Genomic DNA, 15,773 nt, shown 5'->3' with positions numbered 1-15,773 from the left:
CGCACGCCGATCTGCACGCCTGTCTGCATGTCGCCGTGCGCCGTGGGTTGCCGCCGCGCGCTGCATCGCCGCCGTCGCTACGGTCTGCTAGGTTTAACGTCTGCGGCCTGCCCGCATTCCTCCTCCCACGGATCCCCACATGAGCACATTCGCGTTTCGTTCCCTCCTGGCAGCCGCCACACTGGCATTGGCCTCCTGTGGCGGCGGCACTGGCAGCGGCGGTGGCGACACCCTGACCGTGGCCGCCACGGCGGTGCCGCATGCCGAGATCCTGGAAGTGGTCGAACCACTGCTGGCCAAGCAGGGCGTGAAGCTGGACGTGCGCGTGTTCAACGATTACGTGCAGCCAAACGACCAGGTCGTGCAGAAGCAGATCGACGTCAATTACTTCCAGACCGAGCCCTACCTGGACGCTTACAACCGCGACCGCAAGAGCCAGCTGGTGACCGTGGTCGGCGTGCATATCGAGCCATTCGGTGCGTATTCGCGCCGTTTCAAGGCGCTGGCCGACCTGCCCACCGGCGCCGATGTGGTCATTCCCAACGACCCGAGCAACAACAGCCGCGCGCTGATCCTGCTCGACAAGGCCGGGGCGATCAAGCTCAAGGATCCCAGCAATGCGCTGTCCACCCAGCGCGACATCGTCGACAACCCCAAGCAGCTGAAATTCCGCGAGCTCGACTCGGCGATGCTGCCGCGCGTGCTGGATCAGGTCGACCTGGCCTTGATCAACACTAATTACGCGCTCGATGCCGGGCTCAATCCGACCCGCGATGCGCTGGCGATCGAAAGCAAGGACTCGCCATACGTAAACTTTCTGGTGGCCCGTGCGGACAACAGGGACGATGCGCGCGTGCAGAAGCTGGCCAGGGCATTGACCAGCCCGGAAGTGAAGGCCTTTATCGAGCAGAAGTACAAAGGCGCGGTGTTGCCGGCGTTCTAAGCGCGGCGATCAAACCGACTGCGCTCACCGCCAGGCGGGTGCGGCCGGCGCCCGGCATCGGCATGCACCCCGCGGACACGCCGGTTGCTGCGCGCCGTCCACGTTTACCTGGCGTCTGTGCGTTACGGGTTGCCAACCACTCTTCGCCGCCACCGAGCATGTGATGCCACTTCTCCTCGCCATACCGCTGGCCGTGATCATCGCGCTGGCGGTGTTCGCGGTGCTGTTGCCGTTGTCGCTGGTGCAGCGCTTTCGGGTCGGCACCGCGCGGCGGCAGGCGCGCGGCTGGCTGTTGATGATCAATCTGGTCTCGGCCGGCCTCTCCACCGTGCTGTTCGTGATCTTCGTGTTGATCGCCGCCGCGTTGTGGCCCGGCGCGATCAGCCATGCCGCCTTGGGCTGGGCCTGCGGGCTGGCGCTGGGGCTGCTGGCACTGCGTCTGACCCGCTTCGAGCGCACCCAGCAGGGGCTGTTCTACCGGCCCAATCTGTGGCTGGTGCTGGCCTTGACCGCGCTGGTGGTGGTACGCGTGATCGCCGGCATGGTGCAGGGGTGGCGCAGCACCTGGCAGGGCGTGGCGTGGCCTGTCGAGGGCTGGCTGAGCCATGCCAGCCTGTTGGGCGCGGCCGGCGTGCTGCTCGGCTATGCGCTCGCCTACGCCATCTTGCTGTGGTGGCGCTGGCGCAACGCACGCCTGCGCGGCAGCGTCTACTGGCGCTGAGCGGACGGCGCCACGATTTCAAAGCATAAAAAAAACGGGCCTTGCGGCCCGTTTTTTTTTGACTGAAACGTCGCTTGCCCGCGTGCTTAGAAGCGCGCGCCGACGCCGAAGCCAACGGTCCATGGATCCAGTTCCAACTCGCTGCCGGTGCCCTGGCCGCCAACGCGCAGTTCCGGACGCGACCGCATGTAACGGGCGTCGGCGCGTGCGAACCAGGTGGCGTTGATGTTCATGTCCACGCCGACGGTGCCGATGACACCCTTGGCGGTGTCCAGGCCCACGTGCTGGCCGGTGGCCGACGCCGCGTCGATCTTCTCGTTGCTGAAGTTCGACTCGTAGTAGCCCACGCCCACGAACGGACGGAACACGTCATCGGCCTGGCCGAAGTGGTACTGGCCGCTGATGGCGATCGGCTGCTGCTCGACGGTGCCGATCTTGCCCACGCCATCGGCGTTGACACGGTGGTTGAACTTGTCGGCGGCGCCCCACAGCTCAACGGCCCAGTTGTCATTGATGTAGTAGCTGGCGCTCAGCGTCGGTGCCGGGCCGCCATCGACGTCCAGGCCCGGAGCCGGATCGTTCTTCGGCTTGATCAAAGCAACACCGCCGACCACTGCCCAATGCTTTCCGGAAGCGCTATCGGCGCTGGTGGAAGCCGAGGAGGTGTCGCCGGTGTTGGTGGTGTCTTGTGCAAATGCCGACGGCGCAAACGCAAGTACGGATACGGCAGCCAGGCTCAGGATGGAAATGGCACGCATTGGGGGTCTCCTCAGTGTTCTTGTTAGGCCCGTGGAGTGGGCCGCGCCAAAGCTATTCCTGAAAATATGAATCTACGCCCACCCGCGGCTCGCTAAAATTTCGTTTGTTCAGCGAGTTTCCGGAGAAGGCCGTGGCTGCAACAGGCAAGCTGAAAAAGACATTCACGCAGATGCGATCGCCGTGACGAAAACCGACCTGTTGCAGAGCCTTCCAGCGCACATTCCTAACGATTGCCGTGTCCTGGTACTCGGCTCGATGCCGGGCAACGTCTCGTTGCACGCGGCGATGTATTACGCCCATCCGCGCAACCGTTTCTGGCCGCTGATGCAGGAACTGCTGGGCATCTACGCCGGGTTGGCATATCCGGCGCGCCTGCAGGCGCTGGCCGACTGCAAGGTTGGCCTGTGGGATGTGATCGGCCAGTGCGAACGACACGGCAGCCTGGATTCGGCCATCGTCGCGGACAGCATCGTGGTCAATCCGTTGCCCGTGTTGCTGACCACGTTGCCGCAGCTGCGCCTGGTGGCCTGCAATGGCGCCGCGGCGATGCAGGCCTGGCGCCGGCATGTGCAGCCGCTGCTGTCGGCCCACGCACGCGCAGTGCCGGTGCTGGCCTTGCCGTCCACCAGCCCGGCCAATGCCGCCTGGTCCCTGCCACGCCTGTGCGCGGCGTGGCAACCGTTGCGCGATGCCGTGCAGGGCTGATGCCGCGGCCCTGCGTGTTCATCATTGCCAGACAGGGCTTGGCAGCCCGCGTGTTTTCCACGTGCCCCACCGTGCCCCGGCCGCCAGAAGTCATGCCAGCCTCCGGCCTATGGTGGTGTGCGGCGTCTGCGCACATGCTGCACCCAGCATCCAGGGGGAATGACGACATGACGATCAGGCAGACGCTGGCGGCGGCAATGGCCGTGTTGCTGGGCATGGCCGGTGCGATGCCGGCAGCACTGGCCGACGCGTTGCACTGCAATGTCAGCAGCGACTACGACCTCACCCTGGGCGGTCTCAACTTGCAAGTGCAACACGTGAGTTGAATTGAGCGATCTCTTCTTCCAGCGCCTGGTTCGGCGTCTTCCAGCCAAGCGTCTGCCGTGGCCGGGCGTTCATCAGGTCGGCGACGTTGTTGAGATACTCCTGGCTCGCCTTGGACAAGTCCGCGCCTTTTGGCATGAACTGGCGCAGCAGGCCGTTGGTGTTCTCATTGCTGCCGCGCTGCCAGGGCGCATGTGGATCGGCGAACCAAAGATCGATGTTGAGCCGCTTCATCAGCTCTGGATAACACGTCATCTCGGTTCCGCGGTCATAGGTGAGGCTTCCCAGTAGGAAACGCGGCAGCTTCTTCATCTGTCGCGTGAAGCCCTCCAGCGCATCCTGTGCAGTACAGCCATCCATCTTGCACAGCACCACAAAGCGCGTCTTTCGCTCCACCAGCGTGCCTACGCACGAGCGGTTGAAAGCCCCTTTGATCAGGTCGCCTTCCCAGTGCCCAGGAATCAAGCGCTGCGCCACCTCTTCAGGCCGATGGACGATACGCAGCTCCTCCGGCACCCACGTGCGCTTGGCAGCGGTTGTACGGCGCAAGCCTCGCGTCGGCTTGTGCTGACGAAGCGCCTCCACAAGCTCTTTCTTCAAACCACCACGCGGATGCGCGTAGATAGCGGCGTAGATTGTTTCGTGACTCACGCGTTGACTTGGATCATCCGGATGCATGGCCTTGAGCTTGGCAGCAATTTGCTGGGGCGACCAACGATACAGAACCAAGTCGTCACGCACCTGCTGAAAGAGCGCACTGCCTTCAACAAGCCGGCGCCTTCGAACGCACGCTCTGCGGCGCAGCCGATAGTTGCTGGCTGCGCTGGTTGCCGCATAGACAGGTTCGCCCTGTCGCCTTATCTCGCGCGACAGGGTGGACGCACTGCGATTGAGTCGCCTTGCAATGGAGTTGATGCTCATTCCGTTACCGAGTTCAATTTGAAGCAAAGCGCGTTCTTCGGAACCCAGGTGCCTGTACTGTGTGCCCATGCCGCTACCCTACGTCAAAGCGGGGTGTTGCACTTGGAAGTTGAGTCTAAGCTGTCTCCGCGCAGCGTCATTTTCATCCGCAGCACAGGAACGCCGCAGCGGCTGGTGCTGCGCCAGGGCGCCTTGTTCGTCGACGACGCCTGGGTGGCGCTGAGCGCCGACGATCGCGATCGCCTGATCCGTTTCGAACGGCAGACCCGCGAGGTGGTGCCGCTGGCGCAGCAGGTCGGGCGCGAGGCTGCCGATATCGCGATCACCGCATTGGGCGAGGTGGCTGCCGGCTTCAGCCGTGACCCGGAGGCCACGCGTGTGCAGCTGACCGGTGTGCGCGAGAAGATCGACCTGCGTTTGCAGCAGAGCTTCCGCAAGAGCCAGCTGACTCCCATCGATATCGATGACGATATCGGCGAACTAGTGGCCGAGCTATTGCCTCAGCTGATCGGCGATGTGGTTGCCGGCGCAGTGCAATCGGCGTTGACCGGAAACGCACAGCGGCTGCGCTCGCTCGATGGCCTGGAACAGCGCATCGAGCGCCTGGTCGAGCCGCAGGCACGCGCATTGCGGCCGCGCGCGCAGCAGCTGTGCACCCAGGTCGAGGCGCTGGATGCGTTGGACAATGCGCTGGCGTATCGTTTGCCATCGGGCGCGCCGTTGCAGCTGTTGCAGGTGGATCGACGCGCGTCGAAATGATCCGCCGCACGCGCTGGCGAACGCTGCATCCCGTCCGGTGCGCGACTTTTTCCACGGCAATGGTTGGCGCTGCGGCCCGCAGCCGGCCACAATAGGGGTTTCCCCATTCTGTTGCCGGAGTTCCCCGTATGGCCGAAATCAAGGAAGCACTTGTCCCCGATATCGGTGACTACAGCGACGTCCCGGTAATCGAGGTGCTGGTGTCGGTCGGCGATACGGTCAGCAAGGACCAGAGCCTGGTCACGCTGGAATCGGACAAGGCCACCATGGAAGTGCCCTCGTCGGTGGCCGGCGTGGTCAAGGAGATCAAGGTCAAGGTCGGCGATTCGCTGTCGCAGGGCGCCCTGGTGGCATTGATCGAAGTGGCCGATGCCGGCGCCGACACTGCCGCCAAGCCAGCGCCTGCCGCTGCGCCGGCCAAGGCCGCGCCTGCTGCCGCCCCCGCGCCGGCCGCCAAGGCCGAACCGGCCGCCGCCAAGCCCGCCGCATCCGACGGTGGCCTGGTCGAAGCGCGCGTGCCCGATATCGGCGATTACACCGACATCCCGGTGATCGAAGTGCTGGTCGCGGTCGGCGATACGGTCAGCAAGGACCAGAGCCTGGTCACCCTGGAATCGGACAAGGCCACGATGGAAGTGCCGTCCTCGGCTGCCGGCGTGGTCAAGGAACTCAAGGTCAAGGTTGGCGACACGCTCTCGCAGGGCAACGTGGTGGCGATCATCGCGGCCAGCGATGGCGGCGCCGGTGCGGCGCAGTCGCCCGCCAAGCCCACCACCGACACCGCCGAAACTGCGGGCAAGGTCGAGCCGGTGGCGGTATCGGCCGAGCCGGACAAGCTGGCCCAGCGCGAGATCGCGCAGGTGCAGGGCGCCCGTTCCGGAGCAGGTGTGCAGTCGGCGCAGGGTGGACAGCCGTCGGCCGGCAACCCGAGCAGCCCGCCGGTGACCTTCGATGCCGACAGCGTGCTGCCGTCCAAGGTGGCCTACGCCAGCCCGGTGGTGCGCGTGTTCGCACGCGAACTGGGCGTGGACCTGAACCAGCTCAAGGGCAGCGAAAAGGGCGGCCGCATCACCCGTGAAGACGTGCAGCGCTTCGTCAAGGCCGCACTCAGCGGTGGCGCACCTGCCGCAGCCGGTGCTGCGCCGGCCGGCGGTGGCAACGGTCTGAATCTGCTGGCCTGGCCGAAGGTGGACTTCAGCAAGTTCGGCGAGACCGAAACCCAGCCGCTGTCGCGCATCAAGAAGATTTCCGGTGCCAACCTGGCGCGCAACTGGGCGATGATTCCGCACGTCACCCAGTTCGAATCGGCCGACATCACCGACCTGGAAGCCCTGCGCGTGGCCCTCAACAAGGAGAACGAGAAGGCGGGCATCAAGCTCACCATGCTCGCCTTCCTGGTCAAGGCCAGCGCCGCGGCGCTGAGGAAGTTCCCGGAGTTCAACGCCTCGCTCGATGCGGCCGGCGAAAACCTCACGCTGAAGAAGTACGTCAACATCGGTTTTGCCGCCGATACACCGAATGGCCTGGTGGTGCCGGTGATCCGCGACGTCGACAAGAAGGGCGTGCTGCAGATCGCGCAGGAAAGCGGCGAGCTAGCCAAGAAGGCGCGCGACGGCAAGCTCGGCCCGGCCGACATGAGCGGCGGCTGCTTCTCGATCAGTTCGCTGGGCGGCATCGGCGGCACCGCGTTCACGCCGATCATCAATGCGCCGGAAGTGGCGATCCTGGGCGTGTCCAAGTCGGCGATGCAGCCGGTGTGGAACGGCAAGGAGTTCGCGCCGAAGCTGATGCTGCCGCTGTCGCTGAGCTACGACCACCGCGTCATCGACGGCGCGCTGGCGGCCCGTTTCACCACCTACCTCAGCCAGGTGCTGGCCGACATGCGTCGCGTCCTGCTGTGAGGCGCGCCCTGCTGACGATCGCCGTGCTCGGCATGCTGCCGTGGACCGATGCGGTCGCACGCGAGTGCGACAGCACCCTGGGGCGCGGCTGGCCGCCGGCGGTGGGCAATTACGGAATCGCCGTCACCACGTTGCTCGATGGCGGCAGCAAACCCTCGCTGACGCTGTTGAGGCTGCCCGTGCGCGGCGTGGAAAGCGGCGTCTCGCTGGTGCCGGGCAAGGACGGTGCCGACTGGACCCTGCGGCATAGCCGTGCCGACGAGCGCGTCTACAGCTGGGTCAGCGAGACTGGTCGCGGCAGCGTGCAGTTCCGCACCGAACAGACCCCGGAAACGGTGGAGATCCCGATCCCGGCCGCGCTGGCCAAGCGCCTGGTCAGCAACTGGACCCATGCCTTGACCCAGCTGGCCCCCATTGGCCGTACCGCGTCGGTGACCGAGGGCGAAGTGCTGTCGTTCCAGGTCGACGGCGTGCGCTACAGCGGCGCGCGCCCGAGCTGCGGCGCCGGCGAGTTGCTGCTGCAACAGGCCGCGCTGCTGATCGAAGCCAGTGAAGGCAAGGAAAAGAAGCGCGACAAGCGCTGGACCCAAATCGAATCGTCGCTGGATGAACTCCAGCAGACGCTTGCCGGCACGGCCGGTTGAGCTACAGGAGAAGCAAATGGCGGTCATTGAAATCAAGGTTCCCGACATCGGCGATTACAGCGATGTCCCCGTCATCGAAGTGCTGGTCGCCGTCGGCGACAGCGTGGCCAAGGACCAGGGCCTGGTGACGCTGGAGTCGGACAAGGCCACGCTGGAAGTGCCGTCCTCGGCTGCCGGCGTGGTCAAGGAACTCAAGGTCAAGATGGGCGACACCCTGTCCGAAGGGGCGGTGGTGCTGCTGCTGGAAACCGAAGGCGAGGCCGCCGCGCCTGCGCCTGCGAAGGCCGAGACCAAGGCTGCTGCGGTCGCCGCACCCGGCAGCAAGCCGCCGGTAACGCCGTCGCACCGTGCCCCGGCCGAGCCGGCTGCGCCCAAGCCGGCGCTGGCCAGCGGCAAGACTGCCGATATCGAATGCAAGATGGTGGTGCTCGGCGCCGGCCCCGGCGGCTACACCGCCGCCTTCCGCGCCGCCGACCTGGGCCTGGAGACGGTGCTGATCGAGCGCTATGCCAGCCTGGGCGGTGTCTGCCTCAACGTCGGCTGCATTCCGTCCAAGGCGCTGCTGCACGCTGCTGCGGTGATCGATGAAGTGGCCCATGCCGGCGACTTCGGCGTGGATTTCGGTCAGCCCAGGATCACCCTGGACAAGCTGCGCGAGTACAAGGAAAAAGTAGTCGGCAAGCTCACCGGCGGGCTGGCCAGCATGGCCAAGCAGCGCAAGGTACGCACCGTTACCGGCGTGGCAACGTTCGTTTCGCCCAATGAGCTGGAGATCGTCGGCAACGACGGCAAGACCCAGCTGCTGCGCTTCGAGCACTGCATCATCGCGGCCGGCTCGCAGGCGGTGAAGCTGCCCAACTTCCCGTGGGACGACGAGCGCGTGATGGACTCCACCGACGCGCTGGAACTGCACGACATCCCCAAGACCCTGCTGGTGGTCGGCGGCGGCATCATCGGCCTGGAAATGGCCACGGTGTACAGCGCGCTGGGCAGCAAGGTCACCGTGGTCGAGTTCATGGACCAGCTGATGCCGGGCGCCGACAAGGACCTGGTCAAGCCGCTGGCCGATCGCTTGAAGAAGCAGGGCGTTGAGGTCCATCTCAAGACCAAGGCCGCCGACGTCAAGGCCGACAAGAAGGGCATCACCGTTGGCTTCGAAGCGGCCGCCGAGGGCGAGAAGCCGGCGTTGGATGCGATCACCTATGATCGCGTGCTGGTCGCGGTGGGCCGTTCGCCCAACGGCAAGAAGATCGGCGCGGACAAGGCCGGCGTCACCGTCACCGAGCGCGGCTTCATTCCGGTCGACCGGCAGATGCGCACCAACGTGCCGCACATCTTCGCCATCGGCGACATCGTCGGTAACCCGATGCTGGCGCACAAGGCCACCCACGAAGGCAAGCTGGCCGCCGAAGTGGCTGCCGGCGAGGGCGTTCCTGGTAAAGGCCGGGAATGGGTGGCGCGGGTGATCCCGTCGGTGGCGTACACCAACCCGGAAATCGCCTGGGTCGGCGTCACCGAGACCGAAGCAAAGGCCAAGGGCCTGAAGGTCGGCGTGGCCAAATTCCCGTGGGCTGCCAGCGGCCGCGCGATCGGCATCGGCCGCACCGAAGGCTTCACCAAGCTGATCTTCGACGAAGACACCCACCGCATCATCGGTGGCGCCATCGTCGGCGTGCATGCCGGTGACCTGCTGGCCGAGATCGGCCTGGCCATCGAGATGGGCGCCGAGGCCGAAGACATCGGCCACACCATCCACGCCCATCCGACCCTGAGCGAATCGGTCGGCATGGCCGCCGAGGTCTACGACGGCACCATCACCGACCTGTACATCCCGAAGAAGAAGTAAGCGCCGCCACTTGCGGCACGGCCAGCGACGCCCCGCCTTGCGCGGGGCGTTGTCGTTTCGGTGTGCTGCCGGGCGGGTTTCAGGGTGCGGCCGTTCCCACCGGGGCGCTGCATGCGCCACGGAATGCAGTGCTCGCAGTGCTGATGCTCTGCGCTGTGGTCCCATGGCGCGTTGCAGCTGCGCAGCAGGACGAGGGTCCGGTGCATCGTCGTCGGACACAATGACCTGCCGTGTGGCGCAGGCGGGCGTGACGGTGTGGATGCTGGTGCGGCATTGCCATGCCGATCCGGCTTTCAAGGCGCAGATGCCGGGTGCGCTGACGCAACAGGTCGCGCATGGCGATATCGGCGCACTCGCTGGTGCTGTCGGCACCGCACAAAAAAAGACAAAAGGCCCGCAAAACGCGGGCCTTTTGGTGCAACGCTGCGCGTCGATCAGAACGCGAAGGTCACGCCTGCCACCGGGCCCTTGAACTCCTGCTTCAGGCCGATCAGGCCGTCGCTGCCGCGCTGGTCGACGTCGAGCTTGAACCAGTCGTAGCCGGCGAAGATGCCGAAGTTCTTGGTGAAGCGGTATTCGGCCATCGCATTGGCGCGGCTCAGGTCGCCTTCGTAGTCGCCGAAATCGCCCCAGCTGGTGTTGAGGTACTGGCCCTGTACATTGAACAGCCAATGCTCGCTCGGGCGCGCGGTGAAGCGGATGCCGACCACCGGCGCAACGCCGTCTTCGCTCTCGTCCAGCACATCGCCGCTGAAGACGCTGCCCAGGTCGGCGTACGCGTTGGCTTCGACCTTGGCGTATTCGGCGCCGATCTGCAGGCCCAGGCTGAATTCCGGCGAATCGATCACCGAGTAGTCATACACCAGGGTGGCAACCTGATACTTCAGCTCGCCCTTGATGAAGCTGCCGGTCGGGACGGTGACGCCACCGCCGCTGATGTCCTGGGTCAGGGTCTCGCGGCGATCCTTGTCGTACTTGAAGTAATCGAAGATCAGGCGCTGGCGGGTGCTGATGCGGAACACGCCGTCCACGCGCGGCTCCCATTCCTTGCCGCCGAGCTTGAAGTCTTCGTTGACCGACACAGTGTTGCCTGCCACCAGCGTGTTGCCACGGATGGTGTTGTCGTTGTCGACATTCATCGCACCCAGACGAATCTGGAAGCGATCATCGGTGTCTTCGGCGTGGGCAGGCGCGGCGTAGGCGGCGGCCAGGACGCACGGGATCGCCAGTGCGAGAAGGTGTTTCATGGGGAGCTCCGATTGCTTGGAATGGTCAGGCCGTTGAGCCAGTGGCGCGCACTATCGATAAGGGGGCGTCTTCCAAAAGTGAAGGGCCCGTCGCATGTCTGTGAAGGTGGACATAGCAATCGGACAAAACGGTCCGCATCGTCAACAGGCATGGGCCTCGCGCACCGATGACCCTGTTTCTGACGCGAAGTTCGGCACCTGCAAAGTGTGCGTCAGCGCATACCACGCAGTACGGTCCACCCTGCCAATTGCGCAATCTGGTCGGCTGAATACGTATGGCTACACCGGGTGCCCGGCCCTGCGAAGCGCAGACGATCGTGCACTGCAGCGGATTGGACCGTCGGTGGGAAGGTCGCTGCGGCGCGCACAGGCGTAAAAGCAGGAGCCCCGGACTCCCAGGGCTCCCAGATGCGGCCTGCGGTGCCACCTTTCGACGAGGATGCGCAGGCCTCGTGGGTTATGACCGCCGGTTTGTGGCAAAGTTCCCGCCCGGTGCCGCCACCAACACCTGGTGCGTCGCAGCAACTTATGACCTCTGCCGGTTGTCTCGCAATTTGTCCCATTGCTATACTTTCGCGGCTAGACGAGGCGCAACTGCGCTTCCCACTCATTCACACGTAAGGTAACCGTAGTGCTGAACTCCGTTGACGCGGGTCGGCGGTTGATGCTGCGCGCTGCGGTATATCCGCTTGCCGCCGTAGCTATAACCAGTCTGGGGTTGCTGTTGGTCGGTCCCCGTTACTCTGCCGGTCTGGCATTGACCGGGTTTGCGACGGTACTGGGCGGTTGGGTTGCGGCACGTACCGCGCTCGGGGGCGGTATCCAGGCAGCCGGCATTGCCATGGTCCGGTTGATCCTGGCGATGGTGTTGAAGTGGGTGTTGGTTTTCGTGGCGCTGGCGCTTGGCTTCGGCCTGTGGCGGCTGCCCCCTCTGGCTCTGTTGGCAGGTATCGCCATCGGGCTGATTTTTCAGGTTCTGGCTCTGGCCAGGCGTTGATCCGAACTAAAAGGGCTACGTACACATGGCGGGCGAGGCAGCAACACCTACCTCCTATATCCAGCATCACCTGCAGAACCTGATCTATCCGGTTCGTGACGGTGGCGGTACGTTTTGGACCATCCACGTCGATACCCTGATCATGGCCGTGCTGATGGGTCTGATCATGGTGCTGGCCTTCTGGACTGCGACCCGCAAGGCCACTGCCGGCGTGCCGGGCAAGTGGCAGGCGTTCGTGGAAATCTGCCTGGAGTTCGTCGACCGGCAGGCCAAGGACACCTATCACGGCACCAGCAAGCTGGTGACGCCGATCGCCATCACGATCTTCTTCTGGATCCTGTTGATGAACCTCATCAAGATGATCCCGGCCGACTTCATCGCCATTCCGCTGGGCTGGGCAGGCATCCACGCCTGGAAGCCGGTACCGACCGCCGACGTCAATGCCACCTTGGGCATGTCGATCAGCGTGTTCTTCCTGATGATCGTGTTCTCGCTGCGCTCCAAGGGCGTGGGCGGCATGACCAAGGAATTCCTGACGGCGCCGTTCGGCAAGTGGATGATGCCGTTCAACCTGCTTTTGAACATCGTCGAGTGGCTGAGCAAGCCGATTTCGTTGGCGATGCGACTGTTCGGCAACATGTTCGGCGGCGAGATCGTCTTCCTGCTGATCTGGGTGCTGGGCGGTGCGGGCATCGCCGGCATGGTCGCTGGCGGCGTATTCGGCCTCGGCTGGATGCTGTTCCACCTGTTGGTGATTCCGCTGCAGGCCTTCATTTTCATGATGCTGTCGATCGTGTATCTGAGCCTTGCCGAAGACAGTCACTGAGTTTCGCTGCACCCTTCATACGCTTCATCCCGATTCATCCATCACCCTTAGAAACCTTCGTTCGGAGATCACCATGTACCTCGCCGTCCTGACCAACCTCGCTCAAGTCCAGAGCTCCACCGTCCTCGCCGTCGGCATCATGATCGGCCTGGCCGCGCTGGGTGCCGGCCTCGGTCTGGCCATCATGGCTGGCAAGTTCCTGGAATCGGCTGCGCGCCAGCCGGAACTGATCCCGGTGCTGCAGGTCCGCATGTTCATCACCGCCGGCCTGATCGACGCCGCGTTCATCATCAGCGTCGCCGTCGGCCTGCTGTTCGCTTTCGCCAACCCGCTGGCCCAGGTGTTCATCGAGCGTCTGTCGCAGGCTGCCGGCTGATCCAGCGGTAGCGGGAGGTGGAGGCAGCCATTTCGGTTGCCTCCGCGGATGAAGGTCGGAAAGCGCCGCCTGTGCGGTGGCGCTTTCACCCCTAAACAGCGATTGAGCGACCCATGGATATCACCCTTACCATCTTTGCCCAGGCGCTGGCCTTCGCCGGTCTGATCTGGATCGTCGCGACCAAAATCTGGCCGCCGCTGCTGCAGGCGATCGAAGAGCGTCAGCAAAAGATCGCCGAAGGTCTGGCTGCGGCCGATCGTAGTCAGAAGGATCTGGCGCAGGCGCAGGAAAAGGTCAACGAAGCACTGAAGGACGCGCGCACCAAGGCCAACGAGATCATCGATCAGGCCCATGCGCGCGCCAACCAGATCATCGAAGCGGCCAAGCAGGAGGCAATTGCCGAAGCGACCCGTCAGAAGGATCTGGCGCAGACCGAAATCGACGCATCCGCCACCCGTGCCCGCGAGGAACTGCGCAAGCAGGTCTCGGTGCTGGCCGTCAGCGGTGCCGAAAAGCTGCTCAAGCGCGAAATCGATGCCAACGCCCACAAGGCGCTGCTCGACGAGCTGGCGGCGGAGATCTAAGCGATGAGTCAGGCCCTCACCCTCACCCTTGCCCGTCCGTACGGCCGTGCCGCGTTTGCGATCGCGCGTGAGGGCGGCAACTTCGCGCCCTGGTCCGATGCGCTGGCGTTTTCGGCGCAGGTGGCCGGCGACCCGCGCGTGGCTGCATTGCTGCTCAACCCGGCCCTGGGCCAGGATCAGGCAGTGACGCTGCTGGCGCCTCCGCAGGCGGGCGAGGATTATCTGCGTTTCCTCGGCGTGCTGGCCGATGCGCAGCGGCTGTCGCTGCTGCCGGAAGTGGCAGGGCTGTACGAACACCTGCGGGCCGAAGCCGAACACGTCGTCAAGGCGACGGTGACCTCGGCGGCTGCAATGAGCCAGGCGGAACTGGACACGATCGCTGCTGCGCTGAAGAAGCGTTTCGGCCGCGAGGTGGACATCACCACCGCGGTGGATGCGTCGCTGATCGGCGGCGCGGTGATCGACACCGGCGACGTGGTCATCGACGGCTCGCTGAAGGGCAAGCTTGCGCGTCTGCAAAGCTCGCTCGCCCACTGAATTCACATAAACGCATGGCCCCTGCGGCCGGCACCTAGGACTGAACGATGGCAACCACGCTCAACCCCTCCGAAATCAGCGACCTGATCAAGACCCGCATCGAGGCGGTCAAGCTGTCCGCAGAGTCGCGCAACGAAGGCTCCGTGACCAGCGTGTCCGACGGCATCGTGCGCATCTTCGGCCTGGCCGACGTGATGCAGGGCGAAATGATCGAACTGCCGAACAATACCTTCGCGCTCGCACTGAACCTGGAGCGCGATTCGGTCGGCGCCGTGGTGCTGGGCGATTACGAAAACCTGCGCGAAGGCGACGTGGCCAAGACCACCGGCCGCATCCTGGAAGTGCCGGTGGGTCCGGAACTGCTCGGTCGCGTGGTCAACGCACTGGGCGAGCCGATCGACGGCAAGGGCCCGCTGGGCGCCACCCAGACCGCACCGGTGGAGCGCGTTGCGCCCGGCGTGATCTGGCGCAAGTCGGTCGACCAGCCGGTGCAGACCGGTTACAAGTCGGTCGATGCGATGATTCCGATCGGCCGTGGTCAGCGCGAATTGGTCATCGGCGACCGTCAGACCGGCAAGACCGCGCTGGCGATCGATGCGGTGATCAACCAGAAGGGCACCGGCATCAAGTGCGTGTACGTGGCGATCGGTCAGAAGGCTTCGACCGTTGCCAACATCGTGCGCAAGCTGGAAGAAAACGGCGCGCTGGCGCACACCGTGGTGGTGGCTGCCACCGCGTCCGAATCGGCCGCGATGCAGTACATCAGCCCGTATGCCGGCTGCACCATGGGCGAGTACTTCATGGACCGCGGCGAAGACGCGCTGATCGTCTACGACGATCTGTCCAAGCAGGCCGTGGCCTACCGCCAGATCTCGCTGCTGCTCAAGCGTCCGCCGGGCCGCGAAGCCTATCCGGGCGACGTGTTCTATCTGCACTCCCGCCTGCTGGAGCGCGCTGCGCGCGTGTCCGAGGAGTACGTGGAGAAGTTCACCAACGGTGCGGTGACCGGCAAGACCGGCTCGCTGACCGCACTGCCGATCATCGAAACGCAGGCCGGCGACGTTTCTGCCTTCGTGCCGACCAACGTGATCTCGATCACCGACGGCCAGATCTTCCTGGAAACCGACCTGTTCAACGCCGGTATCCGTCCGGCCGTCAACGCCGGTATCTCGGTGTCGCGCGTCGGTGGTGCAGCCCAGACCAAGATCATCAAGAAGCTGTCCGGCGGCATCCGTATCTCGCTGGCGCAGTACCGTGAGCTGGCCGCGTTCGCGCAGTTCGCCTCTGACCTGGACGAAGCGACCCGCAAGCAGCTCGAGCGCGGTCAGCGCGTCACCGAACTGATGAAGCAGAAGCAGTACGCGCCGATGTCCATCGCCAACCAGGCGCTGTCGATCTACGCCGTCAACGAGGGTTACCTCGACGACGTGCCGGTCAACAAGCTGCTGGCGTTCGAAGAAGGCCTGCACGCGCACTTCGCCAACACCCAGGGCGAGCTGGTCTCCAGGATCAACAGCACCGGCGGTTGGGACAACGACATCGAAGCCGCGTTCAAGAAGGACATCGAAGAGTTCAAGACCACGGGCAGCTGGTGAGGCCGGGATTCGGGATTGGGCATTCGGGATTGGTAGGAGCGGTGGTTCGGAGCTTTGGCTGATACCGAGCCCCCGCTTTTCATTCCCA

The 15,773-nt window shown here is 64.6% G+C and carries 18 protein-coding genes and 1 other RNA gene; 16 read left to right on the top strand and 3 right to left on the bottom strand.

The window, feature by feature from the left end:
• Positions 1 to 139 precede the first annotated feature (139 nt).
• The 3 genes from XCSCFBP4642_RS0119850 to XCSCFBP4642_RS0119845 all read left to right on the top strand — a co-directional run bounded on the left by XCSCFBP4642_RS0119850 (position 140) and on the right by XCSCFBP4642_RS0119845 (position 1,664).
• Positions 140 to 943 (top strand): MetQ/NlpA family ABC transporter substrate-binding protein, encoded by an 804-nt coding sequence (locus XCSCFBP4642_RS0119850; protein ID WP_029221310.1) that lies wholly within the window; start codon positions 140 to 142, stop codon positions 941 to 943.
• Positions 944 to 1,005: 62 nt separating this feature from the next.
• A non-coding RNA gene (locus tag XCSCFBP4642_RS27655) (sX9 sRNA) lies at positions 1,006 to 1,081 on the top strand.
• A 25-nt stretch (positions 1,082 to 1,106) separates the two neighbouring features.
• Positions 1,107 to 1,664: a CcdC protein domain-containing protein gene (locus XCSCFBP4642_RS0119845; RefSeq protein ID WP_029221309.1), complete on the top strand. Its 558-nt coding sequence runs from the start codon at positions 1,107 to 1,109 to the stop codon at positions 1,662 to 1,664.
• 86 nt (positions 1,665 to 1,750) lie between these two features.
• On the opposite strand, the gene XCSCFBP4642_RS0119840 is transcribed toward XCSCFBP4642_RS0119845, so the two are convergent.
• Positions 1,751 to 2,422 (bottom strand): OmpW/AlkL family protein, encoded by a 672-nt coding sequence (locus XCSCFBP4642_RS0119840; protein ID WP_029221308.1) that lies wholly within the window; start codon positions 2,420 to 2,422, stop codon positions 1,751 to 1,753.
• Between the two features lie 175 nt (positions 2,423 to 2,597).
• Between XCSCFBP4642_RS0119840 and XCSCFBP4642_RS0119835 the strand changes: the two genes are divergently transcribed.
• Both XCSCFBP4642_RS0119835 and XCSCFBP4642_RS29285 read left to right on the top strand, forming a co-directional pair.
• The gene (locus tag XCSCFBP4642_RS0119835; protein ID WP_425480203.1) at positions 2,598 to 3,128 is read left to right on the top strand and encodes a DNA-deoxyinosine glycosylase; all 531 of its coding nucleotides are present in this window, start codon (positions 2,598 to 2,600) and stop codon (positions 3,126 to 3,128) included.
• A 167-nt stretch (positions 3,129 to 3,295) separates the two neighbouring features.
• Entirely contained in the window at positions 3,296 to 3,454 is a 159-nt protein-coding gene (locus XCSCFBP4642_RS29285) for a hypothetical protein (RefSeq protein WP_160170395.1), read from the top strand.
• Here XCSCFBP4642_RS29285 and XCSCFBP4642_RS0119825 read toward each other — a convergent pair.
• Positions 3,426 to 4,442 (bottom strand): IS30 family transposase, encoded by a 1,017-nt coding sequence (locus XCSCFBP4642_RS0119825; RefSeq protein WP_029218148.1) that lies wholly within the window; start codon positions 4,440 to 4,442, stop codon positions 3,426 to 3,428. The genes XCSCFBP4642_RS29285 and XCSCFBP4642_RS0119825 overlap by 29 nt on opposite strands.
• Positions 4,443 to 4,466: 24 nt before the next feature.
• On the opposite strand from XCSCFBP4642_RS0119825, the gene XCSCFBP4642_RS0119820 reads away from it, so the two are divergent.
• The 5 genes from XCSCFBP4642_RS0119820 (at position 4,467) to XCSCFBP4642_RS28910 (ending at position 9,995) form a co-directional block, all read left to right on the top strand.
• Positions 4,467 to 5,132 carry a DUF2884 family protein gene (locus tag XCSCFBP4642_RS0119820; protein WP_033898589.1) on the top strand — a complete coding sequence of 222 codons (666 nt, stop codon included), beginning with the start codon at positions 4,467 to 4,469 and terminating at the stop codon, positions 5,130 to 5,132.
• Between the two features lie 128 nt (positions 5,133 to 5,260).
• The gene (locus XCSCFBP4642_RS0119815) at positions 5,261 to 7,033 is read left to right on the top strand and encodes a dihydrolipoyllysine-residue acetyltransferase (protein WP_029221305.1); all 1,773 of its coding nucleotides are present in this window, start codon (positions 5,261 to 5,263) and stop codon (positions 7,031 to 7,033) included.
• Positions 7,030 to 7,677: a hypothetical protein gene (locus tag XCSCFBP4642_RS0119810; RefSeq protein ID WP_029221304.1), complete on the top strand. Its 648-nt coding sequence runs from the start codon at positions 7,030 to 7,032 to the stop codon at positions 7,675 to 7,677. The genes XCSCFBP4642_RS0119815 and XCSCFBP4642_RS0119810 overlap by 4 nt, the downstream gene beginning before the upstream one ends.
• A gap of 16 nt (positions 7,678 to 7,693) precedes the next feature.
• On the top strand, positions 7,694 to 9,523 hold the full coding sequence (gene lpdA / locus XCSCFBP4642_RS0119805; RefSeq protein WP_029221303.1) for a dihydrolipoyl dehydrogenase: 1,830 nt from the start codon (positions 7,694 to 7,696) through the stop codon (positions 9,521 to 9,523).
• 220 nt (positions 9,524 to 9,743) lie between these two features.
• Entirely contained in the window at positions 9,744 to 9,995 is a 252-nt protein-coding gene (locus XCSCFBP4642_RS28910; RefSeq protein WP_152527310.1) for a hypothetical protein, read from the top strand.
• Here XCSCFBP4642_RS28910 and XCSCFBP4642_RS0119800 read toward each other — a convergent pair.
• Positions 9,958 to 10,770 carry a hypothetical protein gene (locus XCSCFBP4642_RS0119800; RefSeq protein ID WP_029221302.1) on the bottom strand — a complete coding sequence of 271 codons (813 nt, stop codon included), beginning with the start codon at positions 10,768 to 10,770 and terminating at the stop codon, positions 9,958 to 9,960. The genes XCSCFBP4642_RS28910 and XCSCFBP4642_RS0119800 overlap by 38 nt on opposite strands.
• Positions 10,771 to 11,401: 631 nt before the next feature.
• Between XCSCFBP4642_RS0119800 and XCSCFBP4642_RS0119795 the strand changes: the two genes are divergently transcribed.
• From XCSCFBP4642_RS0119795 to atpA, 6 genes are all read left to right on the top strand, one after another.
• Positions 11,402 to 11,767 (top strand): hypothetical protein, encoded by a 366-nt coding sequence (locus XCSCFBP4642_RS0119795; protein ID WP_016901016.1) that lies wholly within the window; start codon positions 11,402 to 11,404, stop codon positions 11,765 to 11,767.
• Between the two features lie 25 nt (positions 11,768 to 11,792).
• The gene (atpB, locus tag XCSCFBP4642_RS0119790; protein WP_029221301.1) at positions 11,793 to 12,593 is read left to right on the top strand and encodes a F0F1 ATP synthase subunit A; all 801 of its coding nucleotides are present in this window, start codon (positions 11,793 to 11,795) and stop codon (positions 12,591 to 12,593) included.
• Between the two features lie 73 nt (positions 12,594 to 12,666).
• Positions 12,667 to 12,969: a F0F1 ATP synthase subunit C gene (atpE, locus tag XCSCFBP4642_RS0119785; protein ID WP_002814105.1), complete on the top strand. Its 303-nt coding sequence runs from the start codon at positions 12,667 to 12,669 to the stop codon at positions 12,967 to 12,969.
• A gap of 113 nt (positions 12,970 to 13,082) precedes the next feature.
• Complete coding sequence (locus XCSCFBP4642_RS0119780; protein WP_029221300.1) at positions 13,083 to 13,553, top strand: F0F1 ATP synthase subunit B; 471 nt, start codon at positions 13,083 to 13,085, stop codon at positions 13,551 to 13,553.
• 3 nt (positions 13,554 to 13,556) lie between these two features.
• On the top strand, positions 13,557 to 14,090 hold the full coding sequence (locus XCSCFBP4642_RS0119775) for a F0F1 ATP synthase subunit delta (RefSeq protein ID WP_029221299.1): 534 nt from the start codon (positions 13,557 to 13,559) through the stop codon (positions 14,088 to 14,090).
• Between the two features lie 47 nt (positions 14,091 to 14,137).
• Positions 14,138 to 15,685, top strand: coding sequence for a F0F1 ATP synthase subunit alpha (gene atpA / locus XCSCFBP4642_RS0119770; RefSeq protein ID WP_029221298.1), 1,548 nt, complete (start codon positions 14,138 to 14,140; stop codon positions 15,683 to 15,685).
• The last annotated feature ends 88 nt before the right edge of the window (positions 15,686 to 15,773 follow it).

This window comes from Xanthomonas cassavae CFBP 4642 (assembly GCF_000454545.1).
GTDB classification, from domain to species: Bacteria; Pseudomonadota; Gammaproteobacteria; order Xanthomonadales; family Xanthomonadaceae; genus Xanthomonas; species Xanthomonas cassavae.
Note: the sequence above shows the minus strand (reverse complement) of the source record. Positions and strands in the feature narration are given on the sequence as shown.

Bases quoted from the DNA above. Each gene is read 5' to 3' on its own strand.
- XCSCFBP4642_RS0119850 (WP_029221310.1), top strand. From the start codon at position 140: ATGAGCACATTCGCGTTTCGTTCCCTCCTGGCAGCCGCCACACTGGCA.
- XCSCFBP4642_RS0119845 (WP_029221309.1), top strand. From the start codon at position 1,107: ATGCCACTTCTCCTCGCCATACCGCTGGCCGTGATCATCGCGCTGGCG.
- XCSCFBP4642_RS0119840 (WP_029221308.1), bottom strand. From the start codon at position 2,422: ATGCGTGCCATTTCCATCCTGAGCCTGGCTGCCGTATCCGTACTTGCG.
- XCSCFBP4642_RS29285 (WP_160170395.1), top strand. From the start codon at position 3,296: ATGACGATCAGGCAGACGCTGGCGGCGGCAATGGCCGTGTTGCTGGGC.
- XCSCFBP4642_RS0119825 (WP_029218148.1), bottom strand. From the start codon at position 4,442: ATGGGCACACAGTACAGGCACCTGGGTTCCGAAGAACGCGCTTTGCTT.
- XCSCFBP4642_RS0119815 (WP_029221305.1), top strand. From the start codon at position 5,261: ATGGCCGAAATCAAGGAAGCACTTGTCCCCGATATCGGTGACTACAGC.
- lpdA (WP_029221303.1), top strand. From the start codon at position 7,694: ATGGCGGTCATTGAAATCAAGGTTCCCGACATCGGCGATTACAGCGAT.
- XCSCFBP4642_RS28910 (WP_152527310.1), top strand. From the start codon at position 9,744: ATGACCTGCCGTGTGGCGCAGGCGGGCGTGACGGTGTGGATGCTGGTG.
- XCSCFBP4642_RS0119800 (WP_029221302.1), bottom strand. From the start codon at position 10,770: ATGAAACACCTTCTCGCACTGGCGATCCCGTGCGTCCTGGCCGCCGCC.
- atpB (WP_029221301.1), top strand. From the start codon at position 11,793: ATGGCGGGCGAGGCAGCAACACCTACCTCCTATATCCAGCATCACCTG.
- atpE (WP_002814105.1), top strand. From the start codon at position 12,667: ATGTACCTCGCCGTCCTGACCAACCTCGCTCAAGTCCAGAGCTCCACC.
- XCSCFBP4642_RS0119780 (WP_029221300.1), top strand. From the start codon at position 13,083: ATGGATATCACCCTTACCATCTTTGCCCAGGCGCTGGCCTTCGCCGGT.
- XCSCFBP4642_RS0119775 (WP_029221299.1), top strand. From the start codon at position 13,557: ATGAGTCAGGCCCTCACCCTCACCCTTGCCCGTCCGTACGGCCGTGCC.
- atpA (WP_029221298.1), top strand. From the start codon at position 14,138: ATGGCAACCACGCTCAACCCCTCCGAAATCAGCGACCTGATCAAGACC.